This window comes from Pseudomonas auratipiscis (assembly GCF_036324085.1).
In the GTDB taxonomy this organism is placed as follows: Bacteria; Pseudomonadota; Gammaproteobacteria; order Pseudomonadales; family Pseudomonadaceae; genus Aquipseudomonas; species Aquipseudomonas auratipiscis.
Genome location: NZ_JAZDCU010000002.1, coordinates 286912 through 309993, shown reverse-complemented (window position 1 = coordinate 309993; position 23082 = coordinate 286912). Strand labels below are relative to the sequence as shown.

Annotated in this window: 21 protein-coding genes; 11 read left to right on the top strand and 10 right to left on the bottom strand. The window is 58.4% G+C overall.

The genetic code is table 11. From position 1 onward, the window contains the following. Positions 1 to 6: 6 nt before the first annotated feature. The gene (oadA, locus tag V0R60_RS03895; RefSeq protein WP_136478794.1) at positions 7 to 1815 is read left to right on the top strand and encodes a sodium-extruding oxaloacetate decarboxylase subunit alpha; all 1809 of its coding nucleotides are present in this window, start codon (positions 7 to 9) and stop codon (positions 1813 to 1815) included. Positions 1816 to 1929: 114 nt separating this feature from the next. Here oadA and V0R60_RS03890 read toward each other — a convergent pair whose 3' ends face one another. The 3 genes from V0R60_RS03890 to V0R60_RS03880 are packed head-to-tail and all read right to left on the bottom strand — an operon-like array spanning position 1930 to position 3707. Continuing rightward, positions 1930 to 2604 carry a GNAT family N-acetyltransferase gene (locus V0R60_RS03890; RefSeq protein WP_136478793.1) on the bottom strand — a complete coding sequence of 225 codons (675 nt, stop codon included), beginning with the start codon at positions 2602 to 2604 and terminating at the stop codon, positions 1930 to 1932. Positions 2605 to 2619: 15 nt separating this feature from the next. Beyond that, positions 2620 to 3066 carry a GNAT family N-acetyltransferase gene (locus tag V0R60_RS03885; RefSeq protein WP_136478792.1) on the bottom strand — a complete coding sequence of 149 codons (447 nt, stop codon included), beginning with the start codon at positions 3064 to 3066 and terminating at the stop codon, positions 2620 to 2622. An 11-nt stretch (positions 3067 to 3077) separates the two neighbouring features. Continuing rightward, complete coding sequence (locus tag V0R60_RS03880; RefSeq protein ID WP_330078828.1) at positions 3078 to 3707, bottom strand: FMN-binding negative transcriptional regulator; 630 nt, start codon at positions 3705 to 3707, stop codon at positions 3078 to 3080. Between the two features lie 90 nt (positions 3708 to 3797). On the opposite strand from V0R60_RS03880, the gene pdxR reads away from it, so the two are divergent. Then, the gene (pdxR, locus tag V0R60_RS03875; protein ID WP_330078829.1) at positions 3798 to 5327 is read left to right on the top strand and encodes a MocR-like pyridoxine biosynthesis transcription factor PdxR; all 1530 of its coding nucleotides are present in this window, start codon (positions 3798 to 3800) and stop codon (positions 5325 to 5327) included. 19 nt (positions 5328 to 5346) lie between these two features. Here pdxR and V0R60_RS03870 read toward each other — a convergent pair whose 3' ends face one another. The 4 genes from V0R60_RS03870 to aspA form a co-directional block, all read right to left on the bottom strand. Next, positions 5347 to 6375: a histone deacetylase family protein gene (locus V0R60_RS03870; protein WP_330078830.1), complete on the bottom strand. Its 1029-nt coding sequence runs from the start codon at positions 6373 to 6375 to the stop codon at positions 5347 to 5349. Positions 6376 to 6494: 119 nt separating this feature from the next. Next, positions 6495 to 7487, bottom strand: a complete 993-nt coding sequence (locus tag V0R60_RS03865; protein ID WP_136478788.1) for an AraC family transcriptional regulator — start codon at positions 7485 to 7487, stop codon at positions 6495 to 6497. Between the two features lie 59 nt (positions 7488 to 7546). Further along, complete coding sequence (locus V0R60_RS03860; RefSeq protein ID WP_136478787.1) at positions 7547 to 8539, bottom strand: asparaginase; 993 nt, start codon at positions 8537 to 8539, stop codon at positions 7547 to 7549. A gap of 163 nt (positions 8540 to 8702) precedes the next feature. Further along, on the bottom strand, positions 8703 to 10127 hold the full coding sequence (gene aspA, locus V0R60_RS03855; protein WP_136478786.1) for an aspartate ammonia-lyase: 1425 nt from the start codon (positions 10125 to 10127) through the stop codon (positions 8703 to 8705). 178 nt (positions 10128 to 10305) lie between these two features. Between aspA and V0R60_RS03850 the strand changes: the two genes are divergently transcribed. Next, positions 10306 to 11223: a LysR substrate-binding domain-containing protein gene (locus V0R60_RS03850; protein WP_330078831.1), complete on the top strand. Its 918-nt coding sequence runs from the start codon at positions 10306 to 10308 to the stop codon at positions 11221 to 11223. Between the two features lie 6 nt (positions 11224 to 11229). Here the strand turns inward: V0R60_RS03850 and V0R60_RS03845 are convergent, their stop codons facing one another. After that, positions 11230 to 11850 (bottom strand): zinc metalloprotease, encoded by a 621-nt coding sequence (locus V0R60_RS03845; RefSeq protein WP_136478784.1) that lies wholly within the window; start codon positions 11848 to 11850, stop codon positions 11230 to 11232. 268 nt (positions 11851 to 12118) lie between these two features. Here V0R60_RS03845 and purE point away from each other — a divergent pair, with 268 nt between their 5' ends. The 5 genes from purE to V0R60_RS03820 all read left to right on the top strand — a co-directional run bounded on the left by purE (position 12119) and on the right by V0R60_RS03820 (position 16444). Further along, positions 12119 to 12610, top strand: a complete 492-nt coding sequence (gene purE, locus V0R60_RS03840) for a 5-(carboxyamino)imidazole ribonucleotide mutase (RefSeq protein ID WP_009402441.1) — start codon at positions 12119 to 12121, stop codon at positions 12608 to 12610. 10 nt (positions 12611 to 12620) lie between these two features. Continuing rightward, positions 12621 to 13703 carry a 5-(carboxyamino)imidazole ribonucleotide synthase gene (locus V0R60_RS03835; protein ID WP_136478783.1) on the top strand — a complete coding sequence of 361 codons (1083 nt, stop codon included), beginning with the start codon at positions 12621 to 12623 and terminating at the stop codon, positions 13701 to 13703. Positions 13704 to 13796: 93 nt separating this feature from the next. Next, positions 13797 to 14042, top strand: a complete 246-nt coding sequence (locus V0R60_RS03830) for a GlsB/YeaQ/YmgE family stress response membrane protein (RefSeq protein ID WP_136478782.1) — start codon at positions 13797 to 13799, stop codon at positions 14040 to 14042. A 44-nt stretch (positions 14043 to 14086) separates the two neighbouring features. Further along, the gene (locus V0R60_RS03825; protein ID WP_330078832.1) at positions 14087 to 14620 is read left to right on the top strand and encodes a DUF3299 domain-containing protein; all 534 of its coding nucleotides are present in this window, start codon (positions 14087 to 14089) and stop codon (positions 14618 to 14620) included. Between the two features lie 66 nt (positions 14621 to 14686). Further along, a complete protein-coding gene (locus V0R60_RS03820; RefSeq protein ID WP_330078833.1) occupies positions 14687 to 16444 on the top strand; it encodes a S8 family peptidase in 1758 nt (585 codons plus the stop codon). Between the two features lie 10 nt (positions 16445 to 16454). Here the strand turns inward: V0R60_RS03820 and V0R60_RS03815 are convergent, their stop codons facing one another. Beyond that, complete coding sequence (locus tag V0R60_RS03815; RefSeq protein WP_136478779.1) at positions 16455 to 17351, bottom strand: D-hexose-6-phosphate mutarotase; 897 nt, start codon at positions 17349 to 17351, stop codon at positions 16455 to 16457. 72 nt (positions 17352 to 17423) lie between these two features. Next, positions 17424 to 17825 carry an acyl-CoA thioesterase gene (locus V0R60_RS03810; protein ID WP_009402429.1) on the bottom strand — a complete coding sequence of 134 codons (402 nt, stop codon included), beginning with the start codon at positions 17823 to 17825 and terminating at the stop codon, positions 17424 to 17426. Positions 17826 to 18189: 364 nt separating this feature from the next. Between V0R60_RS03810 and V0R60_RS03805 the strand changes: the two genes are divergently transcribed. The 3 genes from V0R60_RS03805 (at position 18190) to V0R60_RS03795 (ending at position 23068) form a co-directional block, all read left to right on the top strand. Then, positions 18190 to 19479 (top strand): MFS transporter, encoded by a 1290-nt coding sequence (locus V0R60_RS03805; RefSeq protein WP_330078834.1) that lies wholly within the window; start codon positions 18190 to 18192, stop codon positions 19477 to 19479. Positions 19480 to 19639: 160 nt separating this feature from the next. Further along, the gene (locus tag V0R60_RS03800) at positions 19640 to 20641 is read left to right on the top strand and encodes a phosphate ABC transporter substrate-binding protein PstS (protein ID WP_136478777.1); all 1002 of its coding nucleotides are present in this window, start codon (positions 19640 to 19642) and stop codon (positions 20639 to 20641) included. Between the two features lie 138 nt (positions 20642 to 20779). Continuing rightward, positions 20780 to 23068, top strand: coding sequence for an ABC transporter permease subunit (locus V0R60_RS03795; RefSeq protein WP_136478776.1), 2289 nt, complete (start codon positions 20780 to 20782; stop codon positions 23066 to 23068). Positions 23069 to 23082 lie beyond the last annotated feature (14 nt).

Here is a 23082-nt window from a genome sequence, read left to right as displayed (position 1 = left end):
CCCATAATGTCCAAGAAGATCTTTGTTACAGACACAATCCTGCGCGACGCCCACCAGTCCCTGCTGGCCACTCGCATGCGTACCGATGACATGCTGCCGATCTGCGACAAGCTCGACAAAGTCGGCTACTGGTCGCTGGAAGTCTGGGGCGGGGCGACTTTCGACGCCTGCGTGCGTTTCCTCAAGGAAGATCCGTGGGAGCGTTTGCGCAAACTTCGTGCTGCGCTGCCTAACACTCGCCTGCAGATGCTGCTGCGCGGCCAGAACCTGCTGGGCTACCGTCACTACAGTGATGACGTGGTCAAAGCCTTCGTGGCTAAAGCCGCTGTCAACGGTATCGATGTGTTCCGTATCTTCGATGCCATGAACGACGTGCGGAACCTGCGCGTGGCCATTGAAGCGGTCAAGGCTGCCGGCAAGCACGCCCAGGGCACCATCGCCTACACCACCAGCCCTGTACACACCATCGACGCTTTCGTCGCTCAGGCCAAGCAGATGGAAGCCATGGGGTGCGATTCGGTCGCGATCAAGGACATGGCGGGCCTGCTGACCCCTTATGCCACCGGCGAATTGGTCAAGGCTTTGAAAGCCGAGCAGTCACTGCCAGTGTTCGTTCACTCTCATGACACCGCTGGCCTGGCCGCCATGTGTCAGCTCAAAGCGATCGAGAATGGTGCCGATCATATCGACACGGCCATCTCCAGCTTTGCCTGGGGCACCAGCCATCCAGGTACCGAGTCGATGGTGGCCGCCCTCAAGGGTAGCGAGTTCGACACCGGCCTGGACTTGGAGCTACTGCAGGAAATCGGCCTGTACTTCTATGCCGTGCGCAAGAAGTACCACCAGTTCGAAAGCGAGTTCACCTCTGTCGACACCCGCGTTCAAGTAAACCAGGTTCCAGGCGGAATGATTTCCAACCTGGCCAACCAGCTCAAGGAGCAGGGCGCTCTCAACCGCATGAGCGAAGTGCTGGCTGAAATCCCGCGCGTGCGTGAAGACCTGGGTTTCCCACCGCTGGTTACGCCAACCTCGCAGATCGTCGGTACCCAAGCGTTCTTCAACGTGTTGGCAGGTGAGCGTTACAAGACTATCACCAACGAAGTAAAGCTGTACTTGCAAGGCGGCTACGGCAAAGCGCCAGGTGTGGTCGATGAGAATCTGCGTCGCCAGGCCATCGGTAGTGAAGACGTTATCGATGTGCGTCCGGCAGACCTGCTCAAGCCGGAAATGGCCAAGCTGCGTGCCGATATCGGCAACCTGGCCAAGTCCGAAGAGGACGTGCTGACGTTCGCCATGTTCCCGGATATCGGGCGCAAGTTCCTCGAAGAGCGTGAAGCCGGCACCCTGACCCCAGAAGTGCTGCTGCCAATTCCTGAGGCCGGCGCGGTGGCATCGGCCGGTGGTGAAGGTGTGCCAACCGAATTCGTTATCGACGTTCACGGTGAGACCTACCGCGTTGATATCACTGGGGTTGGCGTCAAGGCTGAAGGCAAGCGTCACTTCTACCTGTCCATTGACGGCATGCCGGAAGAGGTGGTGTTTGAGCCGCTCAATGAATTCGTTGGCGGCGGGAGCAGCAAGCGTAAGCAGGCCAGCGCACCGGGTCATGTCAGCACCACCATGCCGGGCAACATCGTCGATGTGCTGGTCAAGGAAGGTGACATGGTCAAGGCTGGCCAGCCGGTACTGATTACCGAGGCGATGAAGATGGAGACTGAAGTCCAGGCGGCCATCGCCGGCAAGGTCACCGCCATTCACGTGGCCAAGGGTGACCGGGTCAACCCGGGCGAGATCCTGATCGAGATCGAAGGCTGATTTACACGCCTTCATCTACAAGCGGTTAACCTCTGGGGAGCATTTGCTCCCCTTTTTTTGCCTAGGTCTGCGATAGCAGCGAGCACAGCCCGCTGCGAAGTTTATACGCCAACGCTAGCGGGCACTCCGGCAGGCTTGCAGTGTGAGCAGCTGGCCTGTTGGTCGCTGGTTGTCTTCCCCTAGCCAGCGCTCAAAGCCTGCCGCAATCGCAGGCCATTCATCGTCGGTAATCGAGAACCAGGCTGTGTCGCGGTTACGATCCTTAATCACCATGTGCTTGCGAAACACGCCTTCGAAGCTGAAGCCGAAGCGTTCGGCTGCTCTTTTTGAACGGGCGTTGTCGTTATTGCACTTCCACTCCAGGCGGCGGTTGCCCAGTTCGAACCCCAACTTACCCAGCAGGTATACGGCCTCTGTGCCCTTGGGTGAGCGTTGCATGGCTGCGCCAAAGGCAATATGGCCGATCTCGATGCGGCCTTGGTCGGGCACGATGGACATCAAGCTGAGAATCCCTTGAGCCTGGCCACTGGCCAGATCAATGACGCTGTAGAACAGCGGATCGCTGCTGGCTGCGTTGCTATCAAGCCAATGGTCGAAGTCTTCTCGTTCAGTAAAGGGGCCGTAGGCAAGATAGTCCCAGAGCGTGGGGTCCGATTCCGGTCCTTGAAACACCTGCCAGAGGTCTTCACGATCGCGCCGGGGATCGAGTTTCTCCAGGCGAATGAAGCGACCTACCAGGGTTTTGGCTTGCGGACGTTTGGCCGGGTGCCAGTTCAACGATGCACTCATGTGAAGGCTCCAGGTTTACAACGGTTTGCGAAACTGGATAAACCCAGGACGCTCGGCAACCTGTTCGTAGAGACTGATTGCGGTGGCGTTGGTTTCGTGGGTCAGCCAGTGAACCTTGGCGCAGCCAGCTTCGCGGGCGGTGGCGTAAACAAATTCGATCAATTGGCGGCCAACGCCGAGGCCACGTTGTTCGCTTCGGACAAACAGATCCTGCAGGTAGCATGCGTTCTCGATGCTCCAGTTGGATCGATGATAGATCCAATGAACCATGCCTACTGCCTTGCCATCGACCCAGGCCAGCGCGGCATTGGTGGGCTCACCTGGATCAAGCATGCGCTCCCAGGCCACTGCTGTCACTTCGTCGTCAAGATGGGTTTCGTAGAAGCTCAGATAAGCCTGCCAGAGTGGCAGCCAGACATTGTGGTCGTCAGCGCAGACGGGACGAATAGTTACGGTTGGCATAGCAGGTTCCCTCAAGGTTGGCGCATCAGTGTGGCCAGTTGGTTGTCCATGGGATCAGAGCTGTTGGCCAGCGCCGAGCGAACGCCTTCGATATCGACGGCTGAGCGGTTCTGACTGAGTTTTCGGGTACCTTGCAGGCGATCGATAGGCAGCGCAAAACCGACAATGGCCTTGAGCATCCCGGCCATGTAGTCGCTGGGTGCGTCGTCTACCGACCAAGGTTTGGCCTGGCGCTGTTCATGGTGGTCGCTCAAGCGGCGGACGATATCGAGCAAACGCTCGGCATCGTGAAACACCTCGGCTTGACCCCAGGCATGCACGACCTGGTAGTTCCAGGTTGGCACGGTGCGGGGATCTTCAAGCTTGCTTGGATAATAGCCAGCACTGACGTAGGCGTCGGGACCGGCAAACACCACCAGTGCCTCGGCGCCGTCGGCCAATTCCTGCCATTGGCGATTGGCGCGGGCAAAGTGTCCATAAAGCGTACCGTTGCTGCCCTTGCTACGATCCAGCAACAGCGGCAAGTGACTGGCCTGCAAACCCTGCTCGCCGTGAGTAACCAGAACGGCCAAGCGTGTCTGTTCGATTTGCTGTTGCAGTTGGGAAAGGTCGGTTTCCTTGTAGCTCGAAGGTGTGAACATGAGGATTGTCCTTGGCGAATGGCTCAATCCTAGGCAGGCTAATGGTCTATGTTAAGAGCCATTTACAGCTAATTTGATAGGTCCATTGTTATGAGCGAGCGTCCGTTTTGCTTGCCGTTCGACCCCACGGGTATTGTTCTTGATCGCCGCCAAGGCTTGAGCCGTCAGCTGTACCAAGAGCTGCGCGTACGGGTGCTGGATGGCCGTTTGAGCAGTGGCACGCGCCTACCGGCGACTCGAGACATGGCCGCTGCGTTGGCGTTGTCACGTAACAGTGTGGTGCGCGCTTACGACCAGCTGTATGCCGAAGGCTTCATCGAAAGCCGGGTGGGTGACGGGACCTACGTCAGTCAGCTTCCGAAACTATCCACAAAAATATCCACAGGGTTATCCCTGGGCTTTTCCACAGATTTATCCACAAATTCGCCTGAAAGCACTGATATTTTATCCAGTGAAGTTATCCACAATGGGCCCTTGGAGCGCCTGCAGCGACATCATTTGCCTGCGCCAAAAAGTGGTCCTCCACGGGCTTTTCGCGTCGGTTTGCCGGCGCTGGACCTGTTTCCTTTTGACGTCTGGGCCAAGCTGCAGGCGGGATTCTGGCGCAACCCGGATCCGCAGGCCTTGGGGTATGGGGATCCGGCAGGAGAGACTCAACTTCGTGAATTGATTGCGACTTATTTGCGTCGATCTCGCGGACTTTCCTGCACCGCTGAACAAATTGTGATCACCAGCGGCGCGCAGCAAGCCATTAGCCTTTGTGCACAGTTGCTGCTGGAGCCTGGGGATGGGGTGGCTGTGGAAAACCCTGGGTATCGTGCTGCTGGTAACGCCTTCGCTCTGACGGGAGCGCAGGTGCATGGCATTGCGGTGGACAGCGAGGGGCTGGACTGTGCTGCACTTGATGCCATGGCGCAGTGTCGCTTGAGCTATGTGACGCCCTCGCACCAGTACCCCACTGGCGTCACGATGAGTTTGGCCCGGCGTCTGGAGCTGCTGGAATGGGCACAGCGCAAGGGTGGCTGGATCATCGAGGACGACTACGACGGCGAATATCGTTACAGCGGCGCGCCTCTGGCACCGTTGGCAGCGCTGGATCGCAGCGGGCGTGTACTGTATGTCGGCACGTTCGGCAAAATTGTTTTTCCTGCATTACGACTGGGCTATCTGGTGCTGCCGCAACAGTTGGTGCAGGCCTTTTCTCGCTGTCGGGCGCTGGCTGTCAGGCATTCGGAAGTGGGTACCCAGGCTGTCTTGGCGAAATTCATGGCCCAGGGGCATTTTCAGCGACATATTCGCCGAGTACGGCGTGCCGCCCTGAGTCGGCGAAATGCGCTTCAGATGGGGTGGCCTGTGGATATCCCGGGAATTGGTCCCATGCCCGAGGTAGCGGCAGGGCTGCACTTGAAAATCGATGTCGACAGCTACGCGCGTGAGCAGACGTTGATCGCCCAGGCCGAAGCGGTCGGCGTTGAGCTCAATGCCCTGAGCGACTACTGGCTGCCGGACTCGGCCACGCCTGTGGATGGACGCGCCGGATTGGTGCTGGGTTTTGCCGCAGTGGACGAAGCACACATTGCTGATGCGCTCGTACGTCTGCGGCGTGCGTGGGGCGGCTAGATGCGCCGACGCCATTCCGTCAGGTGCGTTCGAATCCTTCCAGGACGTTAACGGCGTTTATACCGATTTCTTCAACGGCATAGCCACCTTCCATGACAAATAAGGTCGGCTTGCCAAGACGAGCGATGCGCTCGCCCATCTGCAGGTAGTCCGGGCTGTCGAGCTTGAACTGGGAGATGGGATCGTCCTTGAATGTATCGACCCCCAATGACACCACGATCACGTCTGGCGCATAGGCGGCAATGCGTTCACAGGCTTGCTCCAGAGCATTGCTCCAAGTGGTCCAGTCACTGCCTGCGGGTAGTGGGTAATTGACGTTGTAACCCAGGCCCTCACCTTCGCCTTCCTCGTCGGCATAACCCAGGAAAAATGGAAACTCGGCCTGCGGGTCGCCGTGAATCGAGGCGAAGAGCACGTCGCTGCGCTGATAGAAGATTTCCTGGGTACCGTTGCCGTGGTGGTAGTCGACGTCAAGGATGGCAACTTTGCTGTGGCCTTGGTCAAGAAAGGCCTGTGCGGCAATGGCGGCATTGTTCAGATAGCAGTAGCCGCCCATCACATCGCTTGCCGCATGGTGTCCTGGTGGGCGGCATAGGGCAAAGGCGCTGCGCGCACCGGCTTGCACTGCCGCTTGGGCGGTCAGCGCAACCTGCGCGGCACTATAGGCTGCCTTCCAGGTGCCAGCAGTGATCGGGGCTCCCGCGTCGAAGCTGTAATAGCCCAGTTCACCATGCAGGCCCTTGGGTTTGATGCTACGCAAGGTTCGTGCTGGCCAGGTAAAGGGCAGCAGGTCACCCTCGTGGCCGAGGGCGGACCAGCGCTGCCAGGCACCCTCGAAGAAATTCAGGTAATCGGCGCTGTGCACGCGTAGCAGTGGTGCGCGGCCAAAGTCTGTCGGACCTTGTACCGGGCCCAATTCACGGGTCTTGACCCGCTCAAGTACATGGTCTGCACGTGAAGGCATTTCAAAGCAGGGCATGAGTTGCCCATCGATCAACTCGCAGCGGCCGTGATGAAGGCGATGATCGTCAGAATAAATTGTCAGCATTTATTGTTCTCCGGAGTCTCTGGCGTGGGCCCATTGTTGATGGACCAGCTCCGGTTCTGAACGGCGAAAACGGCCAAAAGGGGATCGATATGGCCAGTCTGGCCGTCCGCTTTTCGCCGCTAGGTGCGGAAATGGCTGGGTGCTACGCCGCTCCAGCGCAAGAACGCATGACGAAAGCTGGCCGTTTCGCTGAAGCCCAGCACCTCTGCGATTTGATAGATCGGCAGTTGGTCCTCGGCCAGCAATTGTTTGGCACGCTCGAATCGCAACTCATCGAGCAACTGCTGATAGCTGCTGCCCAACTCCTGCAGATGTCGTCGCAGGGTGCGCGATGAACAATTCATCTGCTTGGCCAGGCCCTCCAGTCCAGGCGCGGCATTCAACTGATCGAGAAGCAGTTGGCGGATGCGCCCCAACCAGGCTTGGCGACCGGTGAACTCCAGATTCTGCCGCCGGCAGCGCTCGCTCATGGCGCGGTGGGTTATCTGGTCTGCCAACGGCAGTGGCATGTCCAGCCAGCGACGTTCAAAGGCAAAGGCATTGTCGCCGGCACCGAAATGCAGTGGGCAGTTGAAAGTTTCAGCGTACAGCGATTGGTAATCGGGGCAGGTATGGTTGAAGCGGGAAGCGATCAACGGCAGTGTCTGCCCGAGTAGGTCATCGCAAATCACTTTCAGTGAGGTCAGGCAAAATTCGGCGTTGAATGCAGCCAGGCAAGGATCCGCACGATAATTGCTGGCGCTGAACCAGATGCGCTCACCGTCTTCGATCAGGCGTAGCTGAAAAAGTGTTCCCAACAACGCCGGATACTGCATTGCCAGGCGCAAAGCGTCACCTAAGGTGGCACTGGAGAGCAGGGCGTAACCAAGCATGCCGTAGCAGGAAACGTGCATGCGTCGTCCCAATTCCAAGCCCACTTCGCGACGTCGTGCCACAGCATTGGCACACACCAGCATCTCCTGGCGGGTGGTGATGCGTGAATCGGCGCGGCCCAGGTCTGACGGGCTGATACCGCTACCTTCGAGCAGCGCAGAAGCCTCGATGCCGTCATCCTTGAAGGCTTGAATAACCAACGACACAGCATTGAGCGTTGTGAGGTGTGAGTGGAGCATGGTGGGGCTTCCTGCTGAAGGGCTATCTGCAAACCAGCAATATGCGTGCCTTGCTGGAATCAGCACAGCTCTCCACACAGATCCAGTTCGATCAGGCGCCGTATTTCTGCTGGCGGCAAACCCGTGCCGAGCAGTAGCTGCAGCTTGCCGAATGCCGCTTCACGGGTCATTCCGCCGCCCGATACCACACCAACCTGGCGCAAACGGCTGCCCGCTTCATAAACGTCCAGTTCGACGCCGCCCTCATGGCATTGGGTGATTGCCACCACCACTACATCTTTGCTCTGGGCTTGCCTCAGCACATCGAGAAAGCCGGCGTCGTCGGCCGGACCGGTGCCGCTGCCGAAACACTCCAGGATAAGGGCCTGCGCACCGCTGTCGAGCGCCGCTTGCAACAAAGCAGCGCCGAACCCGGGTACCAGTGGCAATACAGCGACAGTCGCAGGTTGCCAGGCTTGTCGGTAGTTCAGCGCTGCTGGTAAAGGCTGCGCCTTGGGTGCGCCGCCCAAGCGTTTGAGCATGACGAATGGATGCCGACCGAAACTGCGCACCTTGGCGGTTCGATTGGGTTCGAGCAGTTCTCCATGAAAATACAATTGCACGCCCGCGACTGCGCCTTGAGTTAGCGCTTGCAGGGCCCCGACGAGGTTTTCCCAGGCATCGCTGTCGGCTGTGCCCGCGGGTAGCATGGAACCTGTGAGCAGTACGGGCGCTGGCAAACCAATGAGCTGGAAACTCAGGGCGGCAGCGCTGTAGGCGAGGGTGTCGGTACCGTGCAGTATCAGCACCGCGTCGCAGTGCTGTACCTCGATGGCATCGATGATCGCTACACGCAGGCGCTGCCAGTAGCGGGGCGTCATGTTGGCGCTATCGATCAGCGGCTGCATTTCGCGAAACTGCCACTGCGTTATATCGGTACGCCCGGTCAGGTGTTCGCGCATCCTTTGCTCGAGTCCCGACGCCGGAACCAGGCCGTTGGCACTGGCCTGCATGCCAATGGTACCTCCGGTATACAGCACCATGATCTTACGAGCGGGATATGCAGTAGCCATTACGCTGTCTCCGTGGTCGGCCAGGGTTTAGCCGAGCACAGTACGTCATCATCAGCCTGGCTGTCAGCGGGCATAAAAAAAGGGCCCGGGGAATGATCCCTGGGCCCTCAAAAGGTGAGAGGTGTCTAGTCCCTCGACCTGGTGAGCGGTGTTACAGCATCGGTTACGCTTTGAGCGGGACCAGACGCGGAGCAATCATGTTTTCCGGACGCAGGATGTCGTTGAGCATCTCTTCGTCCAGCAGGCCTTCCTCGCGGACCAGTTCCAGCACACCACGGCCACTTTCCAGGGCGATGGCAGCGATACGGGTGGCGTTCTCGTAGCCGATGTACGGGTTCAAGGCAGTGACCAGACCGATCGAGTGTTCGACCAGTTCACGGCAGCGTTGTTCGTTGGCGGTGATGCCGACGATGCAATGCTCGCGCAGCATGTCCATGGCGCGCTGCAGCAGGCGGATCGAGTCGAAGATCTTGTAGGCGATCAGCGGCTCCATGACGTTCAGCTGCAGTTGGCCACCTTCAGCGGCAACGGTCAGGGCCAGGTCGTTACCCATGATGGCGAAGGCCACCTGGTTGACTGCTTCCGGGATAACCGGGTTGACCTTGCCTGGCATGATCGAGCTGCCTGGCTGGCGCGCTGGCAGGTTGATCTCGTTGATGCCGGTACGTGGACCGCTGGAAAGCAGGCGCAGGTCGTTGCAGATTTTCGACAGCTTGACCGCGGTACGCTTGAGCATGCCGGAGAACAGGACGAAGGCGCCCATGTCCGAAGTCGCTTCAATCAGGTCGGCGGCAGGTACCAGCGGCTGGCCGCTGATGGTCGCCAGGCGCTGTACCGCCAGGGACTGATAGCCAGGGTCGGCGTTGATGCCGGTGCCGATGGCGGTACCACCGAGGTTGATTTCGGTCAGCAGTTCTGGCGCCAGGGAGCGCAGGCGGTTCAGGTCTTCGGTCATGGTAGTGGCGAAGGCACGGAATTCCTGGCCCAGGGTCATCGGCACAGCGTCCTGCAGCTGGGTACGGCCCATCTTCAGTACGTGGTCGAATTCCTGGCCCTTGGCGGCGAAGGCCTGGATCAGGCTGTCGAGGCTGGCCAGCAGCGCATCGTGACCCAACAGCAGACCCAGACGGATCGCAGTCGGGTAGGCGTCGTTGGTGGACTGCGCCATGTTCACGTCGTTGTTCGGGTGTAGATACTTGTACTCGCCCTTCTGGTGACCCATGGCCTCCAGCGCAATGTTGGCGATTACTTCGTTGGCGTTCATGTTGGTAGAAGTACCAGCACCGCCTTGAATCATGTCAACCACGAACTGCTCGTGGTAATCACCGCGGATCAGGCGGGCGCAGGCCTCGCTGATGGCGGCGTGCTTGGCATCGCTCAGGTGACCCAGTTCACGGTTGGCGTCGGCAGCGGCCTGTTTGACCATGGCCAGGGCAACAACCAGTTTAGGGTAGTGCGACAGCGGAACACCGGAGAGGTGGAAGTTGTTGGCAGCGCGCAGGGTCTGGATGCCGTAATAAGCATCAGCAGGGACTTCAAGGGTGCCAAGCAGGTCTTTCTCAACGCGGAACGATGCAGCAGCGGACATGATAGATATCATCTCGAATTTGACCCGGCACATGCCGGAATGGCGCTAATGCTAGGCCGGGGGGGATTTTGCGGCCAATGCTGTTGCACGCTAACCTATGCACAAACGGCATAATGGTTGATGTGACGCCAACCGACATTCGAGCGTGTGCCATTTTGGTGCATGCGTGGAGAGACAAATGAACCTCGAAAGCAAATGGCTGGAAGACTTCAGCGCCTTGGCGGCGACCCGCAGCTTTTCCCAGGCCGCCGAGCGCCGATTTGTAACGCAGCCGGCCTTCAGTCGACGCATACGCAGTTTGGAAGCCGCACTGGGACTGCAGTTGGTGAACCGTTCCCGCACGCCCATTGAGTTGACCGCAGCGGGGCAGCTGTTTCTAGTGACTGCGCGCACCGTTGTCGACCAGTTGGGCGAAGTTCTCCGTCATTTGCATCACTTGGAAGGTGGTCAGGGGGAGGTTATCCAGATCGCAGCAGCGCACTCGCTGGCGTCCGGCTTTTTTCCGCGCTGGGTCGCTCAACTCCGCAACGATGGTTTGAACATTGCTACGCGCCTAGTCGCTACTAACGTGGGCGATGCGGTGCATGCGCTGCGTGAGGGTGGCTGTGACTTGATGCTGGCCTTCTACGATCCGGACGCAGCCCTGCAAATGGATGCCGAGATATTTCCATCGCTACACATGGGGACGACCGAAATGTTGCCGGTGTGTGCGCTGGGAACCGATGGCAAGCCGCTGTTCGATCTGGAGGGTGAGGGCAGCGTGCCCCTGCTGGCCTACAGTGCGGGTGCATTCCTTGGTCGCTCGGTTAACTTGCTATTGCGCCAGCGTAACCTGCGCTACACCACTGTCTATGAGACTGCTATGGCCGATAGCTTGAAGAGCATGGCGCTGGAAGGGATGGGGGTTGCCTGGGTGCCACGACTGTCCATGCGTGGCGAGTTGGAGCGGGGTGAGCTGGCAATTTGTGGTGCAAGCCAATGGCATGTGCCTTTGGAAATTCGTCTTTATCGGTGTGCCTTGGTACGCAAGGCCAACGTGCGGTTGTTGTGGCGCAAGCTGGAATCCACAGGCGTGCACGCTGGCCAGGCTGAATGAGGATGTCTACTCGCTGAGCATACGGTCCAGGTGTTCAGCGATGGTGGCACGGTTTGCATCGCTGTATCGGTAGCAATTGGAGCGCAGTGGGTGGCGTTCGGGGTAGACGTAGGTCTCGCAGATCCATGGGTTGTAGCGCAATTCAGCGGCTTCGTGAGTGGCTCCCATCAAATGGCCCAGCTCATGTGCCAGTGCAGTGTAGGTGGTGAGTGATGCGACGCCGTAAGGGTAAAGCCTGCTGGCAAGACCGGCGACGGTGCCGGCCTCCGGCCCATCGAGGGGGCCGAAACCATTGCGAGTGAGCAGCAATGCTTTTCCATACTCGGGCGCAGGCGCGGTTTGACGAAAGGTCTTCAAGGTGTTTTCAGGTGAACTCTGCCAGTACGCAATGTCGGTAACACCCGCGACGTTGCGCTGAAAAATCACCTCGATGGAATGCTGGGTGATCTGGCGCATTTCATCTAGCCAGGGTTGTACATAGCCTTTGCGTAGCTGCTCGTCGCTGGTGTCGGCCAACTCGTCATGAGGGTACAGCATGACGATGAATGATGAGGCGGCCATGGCTTGGCCAAGATGTGTACAGGCAAGTAGGACAACAGTCATTGCGTAACATTTGAAGTGATTCATCTGGCGCCCCTCCTTGGGACTTGTTTGGGTGCCCAATGATGTTTTGGAATCGGCGCAAGCAGCATTCGGAAAATTGCCCAGCAATAAACTCAGCCTTTGATCTGTCGGAGTGCGCCAAGGGGTGGGCGTGTGTATACGCCATGGGCTATAATCCCGCGCCTTCGGCCACACCGGTCGATTCAGAATCCGAATGACAAGCCACGCCGGTCCACCTGCGTGGCTTGTTGCTTTTAGCGCGCCGCACGGCGCTTGCAGGAGAGGCTCGACGATGAGTGCACTGGTTGGCGTGATCATGGGCTCCAAGTCCGATTGGTCCACCCTTAGCCACACCGCCGATATGCTGGAAAAACTCGGCATTCCCTACGAGGTCAAGGTGGTTTCCGCCCACCGCACCCCGGATTTGTTGTTCCAGTATGCTGAAGAGGCCGAAGGCCGTGGCATTGAGGTGATCATCGCTGGAGCGGGGGGCGCTGCCCACCTGCCAGGCATGTGCGCCGCCAAGACCCATCTGCCTGTCCTGGGTGTGCCGGTACAGTCGTCGATGCTCTCCGGAGTCGACTCGCTGTTGTCGATCGTACAGATGCCAGCCGGTATTCCGGTCGCCACCTTGGCTATCGGCAAAGCTGGCGCCATCAACGCTGCGCTGCTCTCGGCGAGCATTCTGGGCGCCAAGCACCCGCAGTTCCACACGGTGTTGAAGCAGTTCCGCGCTGAGCAGACAGACAGCGTTCTGGATAATCCAGATCCGCGTCAGGCTTGAGGTCCAACCCATGAAAATCGGTGTAATCGGTGGCGGCCAATTGGGTCGTATGCTGGCTTTGGCGGGAACTCCGCTGGGCATGAACTTCGCCTTCCTTGACCCCGCCCCGGATGCATGTGCAGCCCCCTTGGGCGAACACCTGCGCGCCGATTACGGTGACCAGGACCATCTGCGTCAGTTGGCCGACGAAGTCGACCTGGTAACCTTCGAGTTCGAAAGCGTACCGGCTGAAACCGTTGCCTTCCTCTCGCAATTCGTGCCGGTCTATCCGAGTGCAGAATCGTTGCGGATCGCACGTGATCGCTGGTTCGAAAAAAGCATGTTCAAGGACCTGGGCATTCCGACCCCGGCGTTTGCCGATATCCAGTCGCAAGCCGATCTGGACGCTGCAGTCGCCACGATTGGCCTGCCTGCCGTGCTCAAGACCCGTACCCTGGGTTATGACGGCAAGGGTCAGAAGGTGCTGCGCACGGCCGAGGATGTGGTAGACACTTTCGCTGAACTGGGTAGTGTGCCTTGCTTGCTGGAAGGCTTCGTTGCGTTCAGCGGCGAAGTCTCGCTGATTGCCGTGCGTGCTCGCGATGGTGAAACCCGTTTTTATCCGTTGGTGCACAACACCCACGAGAACGGCATCCTGCGTCTGTCGGTGGCCAGTGAAGACCATTTGCTTCAGAAACTGGCCGAAGATTACGCGGGTCGTGTGCTCAAGCAACTCGACTACGTCGGTGTGCTGGCATTCGAATTCTTCGAAGTCGATGGCGGCCTGAAAGCCAACGAGATCGCACCACGCGTACATAACTCCGGGCATTGGACCATCGAAGGGGCCGAGTGCAGCCAGTTCGAGAACCACCTGCGCGCCGTTGCCGGCCTGCCGCTTGGTTCGACTGCCAAGGTCGGCGAGAGCGCAATGCTCAACTTCATCGGCGAAGTCCCAGCAGTACACCAGGTGGTTGCCATCGACGAATGCCACCTGCATCACTACGGCAAGGCCTTCAAGGTCGGCCGCAAGGTGGGTCACGCCACCCTGCGTTGTGATGACATGGCGACCCTGGAGCAAAAAATCCAGAAGGTCGAAGCGCTGATTAAGGGTTAATTGGAACCTTCCCCCACCGCTGTCCCTCTGATGGCAGGATGCCAAAGCGCTGACTAGGCTTTGGCATGCGCCATTTCATTCAGAGGGATTGCCATGGGTATCATCGGAACCATCTTCATCGGCCTGATCGTCGGATTGCTGGCACGCTTCATCAAGCCTGGCGACGACAGCATGGGCTGGATCATGACCATTCTCCTGGGTATTGCCGGTTCGCTTGCTGCGACCTACGGCGGTCAGGCGCTGGGCATCTACCAGGCTGGCGAAGGCGCGGGCTTCCTGGGTGCGCTGGTGGGGGCGGTCATTCTTCTGGTGATCTACGGTATGGTCAAAAAGAACTGACAGCAGGCTAGAATGCTCGGCAATTTTCGTTGTCGAGCATTCTTATGCGCCGTGTATTGCTGCTTTCATTGTTGATCATCAGCAGCCTCGCCCGTGCTGAACTGGCGGAGACCGACTGGCTTGAATTGATGCCCGAGTCGGATCAGAAAGCCCTTGAGCTGATGCCTGAAATTGATCACAACTCCCCCGAGGCCATGGGCACTTTTACTGCCAAGGGCGGCCTTAAGCAGAGCAAGGGCTTGCCTGCGGTGATGTATTCAAACAAGACCGTGCCCGCAATGAATGGCAAACAGATCCGTCTGGGTGGTTACCCCGTGCCGCTGGAATCCGATGCCAAGGGCAACAGCACGCTGTTTTTCCTCGTGCCTTATCCAGGTGCCTGCATCCACGTGCCGCCACCGCCACCTAACCAACTGGTGCTGGTTCGTTACCCCAAGGGCCTGAAGATCGACGATATCTACACGCCGCTGTGGGTCAACGGCACGCTGAAAGTGGAGAAGGTCACCAATGACCTGGCTGACGCGGCATATGCAATAGACGCGGCCCAAGTGAAAGTAGTCGAAGAAAGCGATCTCTGATCTTCCTGAACGTTGACTGGTGCTGACAGTCCGATATTCAAGGATTGTCATGGAGCGTCATGTCTCATGAAAGGACCCATTGCGCTGCTGGCCTGCCTGGGCCTGATTTGGCCGCTGGCGTCAGCTGCACAAGCGCCGCTACGAATCACTCAGATGCAACGTTGCGGCGACATACTGGCGACTGCTGAGCAACAGTGGTGCCTGCATGTCAGCGGGCTGGGAAATCAACGTCCCACCGTCTGGCTCGGTGATAAGGCTTTGGCGCCTGAAGCAGTGCAGCTCAAGGGTGAGTCTGTGCAGCTACGCGTGAACAAGCGCGATCACGTAAGCGCTTCAGTATGGCTGGAACTGGCGGACCGACGCAGCAACCCCGTATGGCTGTCGGTGAGCAATAGTCACATAGTTGCGGCGCGGTCTGACGAAGTAGCCAGGAATATGGATGGTCTGGTCACCTACGTGGATCTGATCAGCCTACTGATCGAGGAGCAGCACGACGGATTGATCGAGGCGCGTCGTCTGGCTGAAAAATATGGTGCCAAGGTCGTAGGCGCCATCCCTGCGCTCAATACCTACCAATTGCGTATACCCGCACGTGACCTTATCCAGCGTGATGCCCTGTTGTTGCGCATGGGCAGCGAAGCCAGCGTTGATGCTGTCATTGTCGAAGAATCGGCTCCGGAACGTGGTGAAGAGACTGCCGTCGACAACACCCGTCCACCTACGGCGGGCAAAGAGTGGGCCGCCAATCGGTTCATGGATGCGGTGTACTACTACCGCAAACGCATTCCGGCAGTGAAGGCTCCAATCAAGGTGCAGCAAGTGCGAGTGGGTATCATCGAGCGGGATGTGGATTTCGATTCACCGGACTTCGCTGCTTATCGGGGGGGCTGTAAAGCAGGTGCTGGGAAGATGTGCGTGTTTGCCCGTGATTCGAGCAAACCGGATAACCACGGCTCAAGCGTTGCCGGCATCATTGCGGCGGCTTGGCAGGCCGGAGGTAATCGCGGGTTCCTATCGGGCTTGGACGCTGCCAGCCCTGGCTTCGAGGTGATCGTCGAGCGCAGCTCTGATGCGGGCATCACCGCCAACATTGCCGCTTCGGTGAATCTGGTCGAAGACGGGGTGCGGGTGCTCAATTGGAGTTGGGGAGTACATCGTGTCGGGACCAGGAGCATCGAGGGGGACGAAATCGATTCATTGGTGCGCTCCGGGCTGGCTATCGGTGGTTACGAAGAACTTCTCGAAGAATTTTTCCTGTGGCTGCGAGCCGAGCATCCGGATGTCATTGTGGTCAATTCGGCAGGTAACGGTTCATCCAGGTCCGATGACGACGAGTATCGCCTACCGTCTTCATTGGTGGCCGATCAGCTTCTGGTGGTCGGTGCTCATCAGCGTAGCGGGCAGGACGTGAGGCGAGATGACCCGGATTACGTGATTAAGCGCGGCAGTTCAAATATTGGAAGGCGTGTTGATATTAGCGCTGCAGCCTGTGTTCATGCCTCTACAGCAGAAATGGGCAAGCCTGGCACGGTGCATTGCGGTACCTCGTTCGCGACGCCTTTGGTGACGGCTGTTATAGCAGCCATGCTGTCGATCGATCCGGCACTTACTCCGCAACAAGTACGCATGCTATTGCGGCGTAGCGCAATGACTTTGGGGCCGCGGCAAGACTTCGAGGCCATGGATGGCGAAGATCTCACCGCGCCCATTCTACCGTCCGAGCGTGACAGTCAGCTGGACCATGCTGACTTGGGACGCTCGGCACGACTGGACATGCAAAAGGCGCTTGAACTGACCATACAAGGCAGCGGTAGAGTGCGCTGAGGTTATTGTCCTAGAGCGGTTCGCTGCTGATGCACAGGCTCAGGGAATGTGTTGCTCCCGGTGCGAGTGTCACAATGTCGTCCCACACATTGGCGGTCTCGATACATAGCATGCGTTGCCAGCCATCGTTGGCCATGTCAGCCAGTTCCGCAGCGCGGTCAGTCCAGGGGTTCCAGATCACCGCCGAGCGCGAACCGCTGCTGGTCAAGGTAATGCGCCGGTGCCATGCCGGATCGACAATGTGCAGTTGCTCAGGGCTCTGCAAATAGATGCGGTCGGTTTCACCGGCAAAACCTAGCGTGCCTTGTTGTGTGCGTTGTTGCCAATCCGCCAGGGTTTCGATGTAGCTCAGGTCGTCAACGCCTTCGACCAGTACCTGGCGCACATCGCTGACGGCAAAGTAGCTATGCAGTGCCTGGCTGAGGGTGACTGGAGCGTTGTCCAGGTTATAGCTGGAGAGGGTGACGGTCAGTTGCTCGCCCATGACGATGGCCAACGTGAGCTCGACGTTGTGCGGCCAGTCGGGAAGATCGCCCTGAGTGGCTGGCAATGTGAATTCGACACGAACACTTTCGCCACTGCTGTCGATACCGAGCAGTTGCCAGTCGCGACCACGAACCAAGCCATGAGCTGGCCCCTCCTCGGCACCATACATGGCTTGCACCGTAGCAGGGTTGCGCTTGAGATTGCCAAACCAGGGCCAGCATACCGGTACTCCGGCACGCACAGATTTGCCCTGTTTGAAAATGGCTTGTTCGCTGAGCCACAGCAAAGGCGGCTCACCGAGCCGCTGATAGCTCAGAACTTGCGCGCCCTGCTGGGCGACCAGCAGTTCGGCATGGCTGCTGGTGATACGCCAGCAGTTAAGCTCGCCATGCTGTTCGGATTCGACCTTGGGTGTGGACATGCGCTTGATCTCATTGGTTTGCCGTACGGTTTTGGACCGTTTGCATTCCGTCGAGTTTACCGCGCAGCCGTGTCAGCGACGAGGAGGAACCGAGCGAGTGCGGCCGCTGCCATCGATGGCGACAAACACGAAGACCGCTTCGGTAACCTTGCGCCATTCACTGGACAGCGGATCGTCGCTCCACACCTCGACCATCATCTGGATCGAGCTACGGCCGATTTCCAGGGTCTGGGTATAGAAAGACAATTGTGCACCCACGGCCACAGGTACGAGGAAGGCCATGCGGTCGATAGCCACGGTTGCTACCCGGCCACCAGCGACTCGGCTGGCCATGGCCGTGCCGGCCAAGTCCATTTGCGCGACTAGCCAGCCGCCGAATATATCGCCAAAACCATTGGTTTCACGCGGTAGTGCGGTGATCTGCAAGGCCAGGTCGCCTTGCGGGATAGGATCTTCTTGTTCGAGTTCAATCATGCCGGGGGTGCCTCTGACCCGTGACGCTTCGTTGGTTGGCGCTAACACAGACGCCTCGAAAAACGATTCAGCACAACCATAATACGCTGCTTTCGCTTTGCCAGGCGGCGAAGGGAAACTCTGCGAAACCGACTAAGCACATCTAGCTGCGTTTTCGCACAACATCCTTCATGACATCCAACCCTTCTACAGGCGGCCAGTATATAGAGCCGACAGCGCAGCGACGACCGTGCAGTCATTAAACTTGTATTGAATTTGTACTGCTATGTGCTTTTTCCAGCAATTTGCTATGGTTCGATGCTTCCCAGGCCGAAAGCCGCGTCGTAGCTGGCCTGAACATAAGAAAGACCTATAAGAGATATCCATGACCTCCGTGCCCGGTAGTATCGCGCAGCCTTCGAGGCCGCTCACCCGCAGTGACTATAAGACCCTGTCGCTTTCCGCTTTGGGCGGGGCACTGGAGTTCTACGATTTCATCATTTTCGTATTCTTCGCCACCGTCGTCGGCCAGTTGTTCTTTCCTGCCGACATGCCGGATTGGCTGCGCTTGATGCAAACGTTTGGCATTTTTGCCGCCGGCTACTTGGCGCGCCCGCTGGGCGGCATTGTCATGGCCCACTTTGGCGACCTGCTGGGGCGCAAGAAAATGTTCACGTTGAGCATTTTCATGATGGCCGTACCCACGCTGATCATGGGTCTGCTGCCAACGTATGCGCAGATAGGTGTGATGGCGCCGTTCCTGCTTTTGCTGATGCGGGTGATCCAAGGTGCGGCGATTGGCGGTGAAGTGCCAGGCGCGTGGGTATTTGTGTCCGAACATGTGCCGGCACGTAATACAGGTTATGCCTGCGGCACGCTGACCGCTGGGCTAACGGCCGGGATCCTCCTTGGCTCCCTGGTGGCAACCCTGATCAACACGATTTACACCACCGAGGAAGTAGCGGACTACGCCTGGCGTATTCCATTCCTGCTGGGTGGTGTGTTCGGATTGTTCGCGGTCTACCTGCGTCGTTGGCTACATGAAACCCCCGTCTTTGCCGAAATGCAGGCACGCAAGGCACTGGCTGAGGAAGTACCGCTGCGGGCAGTGTTGCGTGATCACCGAGGCGCCATTGTTCTTTCGATGTTGCTGACCTGGTTGTTATCAGCCGGCATTGTCGTGGTCATCCTGATGACGCCTGCGTTGCTGCAGAGCCTTTATCACATCACCCCGCTCGATTCGCTGAAGGCTAACAGCATGGCGATTGTCTTGCTCAGCCTGGGCTGCATAGGTACCGGTGCGCTGGCTGACCGTATAGGGGCTGGACGGGTATTCGTCGTCGGTAGTCTGATGTTGCTGGCGTCCTCCTGGACCTTCTATCACACCCTGCCAACCCATCCAGAATGGATGTTCCCGCTGTACGCCTTGACTGGGCTGTGTGTGGGCATCGTGGGTGCGGTTCCGTATGTCATGGTCAAGGCTTTCCCGCCTGCGGTACGTTTCAGTGGCCTGTCTTTTTCCTACAACATGGCCTACGCGATCTTCGGCGGCCTGACGCCGATGGTGGTAACGGCGTTGCTCAAATTCAGCCCTATGGCTCCGGCCTACTATGTGGCCGGTATCTGCGCCATCGGTCTGCTGGTTGGCGTCTATCTGCTGACCAAAAAACGCTGAAGCCGTTCTAACACAGCTCTCGCAACATTTTGAAAGGCCATCATCGATCTCCGGTGATGGCCTTTCATCTAATTGTCACATTCCATTCATAGAGTGTTCATACGGCCTGCAGATACTTGGGCCCGATCCATCTCACCCCAATTCCTGCTAGGAGCAAGGCATGAAACTGAAGCGTTTGATGGCGGCCCTGACTTTCGTCGCCGCTGGCGTTGCCACCGCCAATGCGGTTGCCGCTGTTGACCCTGCTATTCCGACCTACACCAAGACCACTGGTGTGTCGGGCAACCTCTCCAGCGTCGGTTCCGATACCCTGGCGAACCTTATGACCCTGTGGGCTGAGGCCTACAAGAAGGAATACCCGAACGTAAATATTCAGATCCAGGCTGCTGGTTCCTCGACTGCGCCACCTGCGCTGACTGAAGGCACCGCCAACCTCGGCCCGATGAGCCGTAAAATGAAGGACGTCGAGCTGCAGGCGTTCGAACAGAAGTATGGCTACAAGCCAACTGCTATTCCGGTTGCTGTCGACGCACTGGCTGTATTCGTCCACAAGGACAATCCGATCAAAGGCCTGACCATGGCCCAGGTCGATGCGATCTTCTCGTCGACCCGCCTGTGCGGTGCTAAAGCTGACGTTAAAACCTGGGGTGACCTGGGTGTGACCGGCGACCTCGCCAACAAGCCAGTGCAACTATTCGGTCGTAACTCGGTATCCGGCACCTACGGCTACTTCAAGGAAGAAGCCCTGTGCAAAGGCGACTTCAAGCCTAACGTCAACGAACAACCGGGCTCGGCTTCGGTGGTGCAGTCGATCAGCAGCTCGCTGAACGGTATCGGTTACTCGGGTATCGGTTACAAGACTGCCAGCGTCAAGACTGTGCCTCTGGCCAAGAAAGACGGCGGCGCATTCGTTGAAGACAACGAAGCCAACGCTCTGAACGGCACCTACCCGCTGTCGCGCTTCCTCTACGTCTACGTAAACAAAGCGCCGAACAAGCCTCTGGCCCCGCTGGAAGCCGAGTTCGTCAAACTGGTTCTGTCGCAGGCAGGCCAGCAGGTGGTAGTGAAAGACGGTTACATCCCACTGCCTGCCAAAGTGGCTGAAAAAGCCCTGGCGGACCTGGGTCTGAACCACGCCGCCAAAGGCGTCGCAGCAAACTAAGAGTGAGCTAGGCGGGGTCTGGGAATGACCAGATCCCGCTGCAAATTGCGAGTCCGTTGCCAGCATCCCTGAGCGGCGGGCTTTTTTGCGTCACTGCACTGTCATGTTTTTGTAATACGGGACCGCTAGGGTGTGCGCATGAATGATCTGGCCAACTCCACCATGACCCAAAATTCTCCCCCCGTGCGGATTGATTTCAATACGCCCGAATTGCAACGCAAGCGCCGTATGCGCGCGTTCAAGGATCGCCTGACTCGCTGGTATGTACTGGTGGGCGGGCTTGCCGTGCTGGCAGCGATCACCTTGATCTTCTTTTACTTGGCCTATGTGGTCGTGCCCCTGTTCCAGGGCGCCACACTGACCAGCAAGAAGGCGCTGGAGCCTACCTGGTTGAGCCAGGATGCCGGCAAGCCGCTGATGATCGCTCTGGAAGAGCAAAACCTGGTCGGCATGCGTGTGTCCGACAAGGGCCAGGCGCTGTTCTTCGACACCAAGACCGGTGCCGAGCTCAAGCGCGTAGAGCTGCCTCTGCCTGCTGGCACCCAGGTGACCTCGATCGGTAACGATCAGCCGGGTAATCCGCTGGTGGTGCTGGGCTTGTCCAATGGACAGGCGTTGGCATTCAGCCACAGCTACAAGATCACCTACCCGGACAACAAGAAAACCATCACCCCCGCTATCGACTATCCCTATGGCCAGGAGCCGTTTGTACTCGATGAGCAGGGCCGTGCGCTGGAACACGTGAGCCTCAATGTGAACGGCGAAACCCTGGTGGTTGCCGGTTCCACCGGGGCGCACTTGCAAGTGGTATCGCTGAGCCGCGAAGAAAACATGATGACTGGCGAAGTCACCAGCGAGCAGAACCGTATCGACCTGCCGCAGATGACCGAGCCGGTCAAGGCGATCTTCATCGATCCGCGCCAGCAGTGGCTGTATGTGATCAATGGGCGGGCTCAGGCGGACGTATTCAGCCTGCGGGACAAGAGCCTCAATGGCCGTTACAAGCTGCTTGATGACGGTGATGCCGAAGTTACCGCCAGCGCTCAGTTGGTGGGCGGTATCTCTTTGATCATCGGCGACTCCAAAGGTGGTCTGGCCCAATGGTTCATGGCCCGTGATCCCGATGGCGAGCAGCGCTTCAAGCGTATTCGCGAGTTCCAGATGGGCAAGGCGCCGATCGTGCAGATCGATGCCGAAGAGCGTCGTAAGGGTTTCGTGGCCCTGGATGCCAGCGGTGAACTCGGCGTGTTCCACAGCACTGCGCACCGTACCCTGTTGGTTGAGCCGGTAGCTGAAGGTGCGGGTATTCTCGCGCTGTCGCCTCGGGCCAACCGCATCATTATCGAAGAAGGCGGCAAGCTGCTGCCACTGTCGTTGAAGAACCCGCACCCGGAAGTCTCCTGGAGCGCGTTGTGGAGCAAGGTCTGGTACGAGAACTATGACGAGCCGAAGTATGTCTGGCAGTCGACCGCCTCGAACACCGACTTTGAACCCAAGCTGAGCCTTTCGCCGCTGACCTTCGGTACGTTGAAGGCTGCGTTCTACGCCATGATCCTGGCCGCTCCGCTGGCCATCGCGGCCGCTATCTACACGGCCTACTTCATGGCCCCGGGCATGCGCCGCAAGGTCAAGCCGGTAATCGAGCTGATGGAGGCGATGCCGACGGTTATTCTCGGTTTCTTCGCTGGTCTGTTCCTGGCGCCTTACCTGGAAGGACACCTGCCGGGCGTGTTCAGTCTGTTCCTGCTGATGCCGATTGGCATTCTGGTCGCAGGTTTCAGTTGGAGCCGCTTGCCTGAGTCGATCCGCCTGCGGGTCCCGGATGGTTGGGAAGCTGCGATTCTGATCCCGGTGATTCTGCTCACTGGTTGGTTCGCCTTGTACATGAGCCCGCTGCTGGAGACCTGGTTCTTCGGGGGGGACATGCGCCTGTGGATCACCAATGACCTGGGTATCACCTACGACCAGCGCAACGCCTTGGTAGTGGGTATCGCCATGGGCTTTGCGGTCATTCCAAACATTTATTCGATCGCTGAAGACGCCGTGTTCAGTGTGCCGCGCAGTCTGACCCTGGGCTCGCTGGCATTGGGTGCGACGCCATGGCAGACCCTGACCCGTGTGGTCATTCTCACCGCCAGCCCGGGTATCTTCTCAGCGCTGATGATCGGTATGGGCCGCGCTGTTGGTGAAACCATGATCGTGCTGATGGCTACCGGCAACACGCCGGTCATGGAAATGAACCTGTTTGAAGGTATGCGTACCCTGGCGGCCAACGTTGCGGTCGAGATGCCGGAGTCGGAAGTTGGTGGCAGTCACTATCGTGTGCTGTTCCTCGCCGCGCTGGTGTTGTTGATGTTCACCTTCGTGATGAACACCTTGGCCGAGCTGATTCGCCAGCGTCTGCGCAAGAAATACTCGTCGCTTTGATAGAAAGGTAGAGA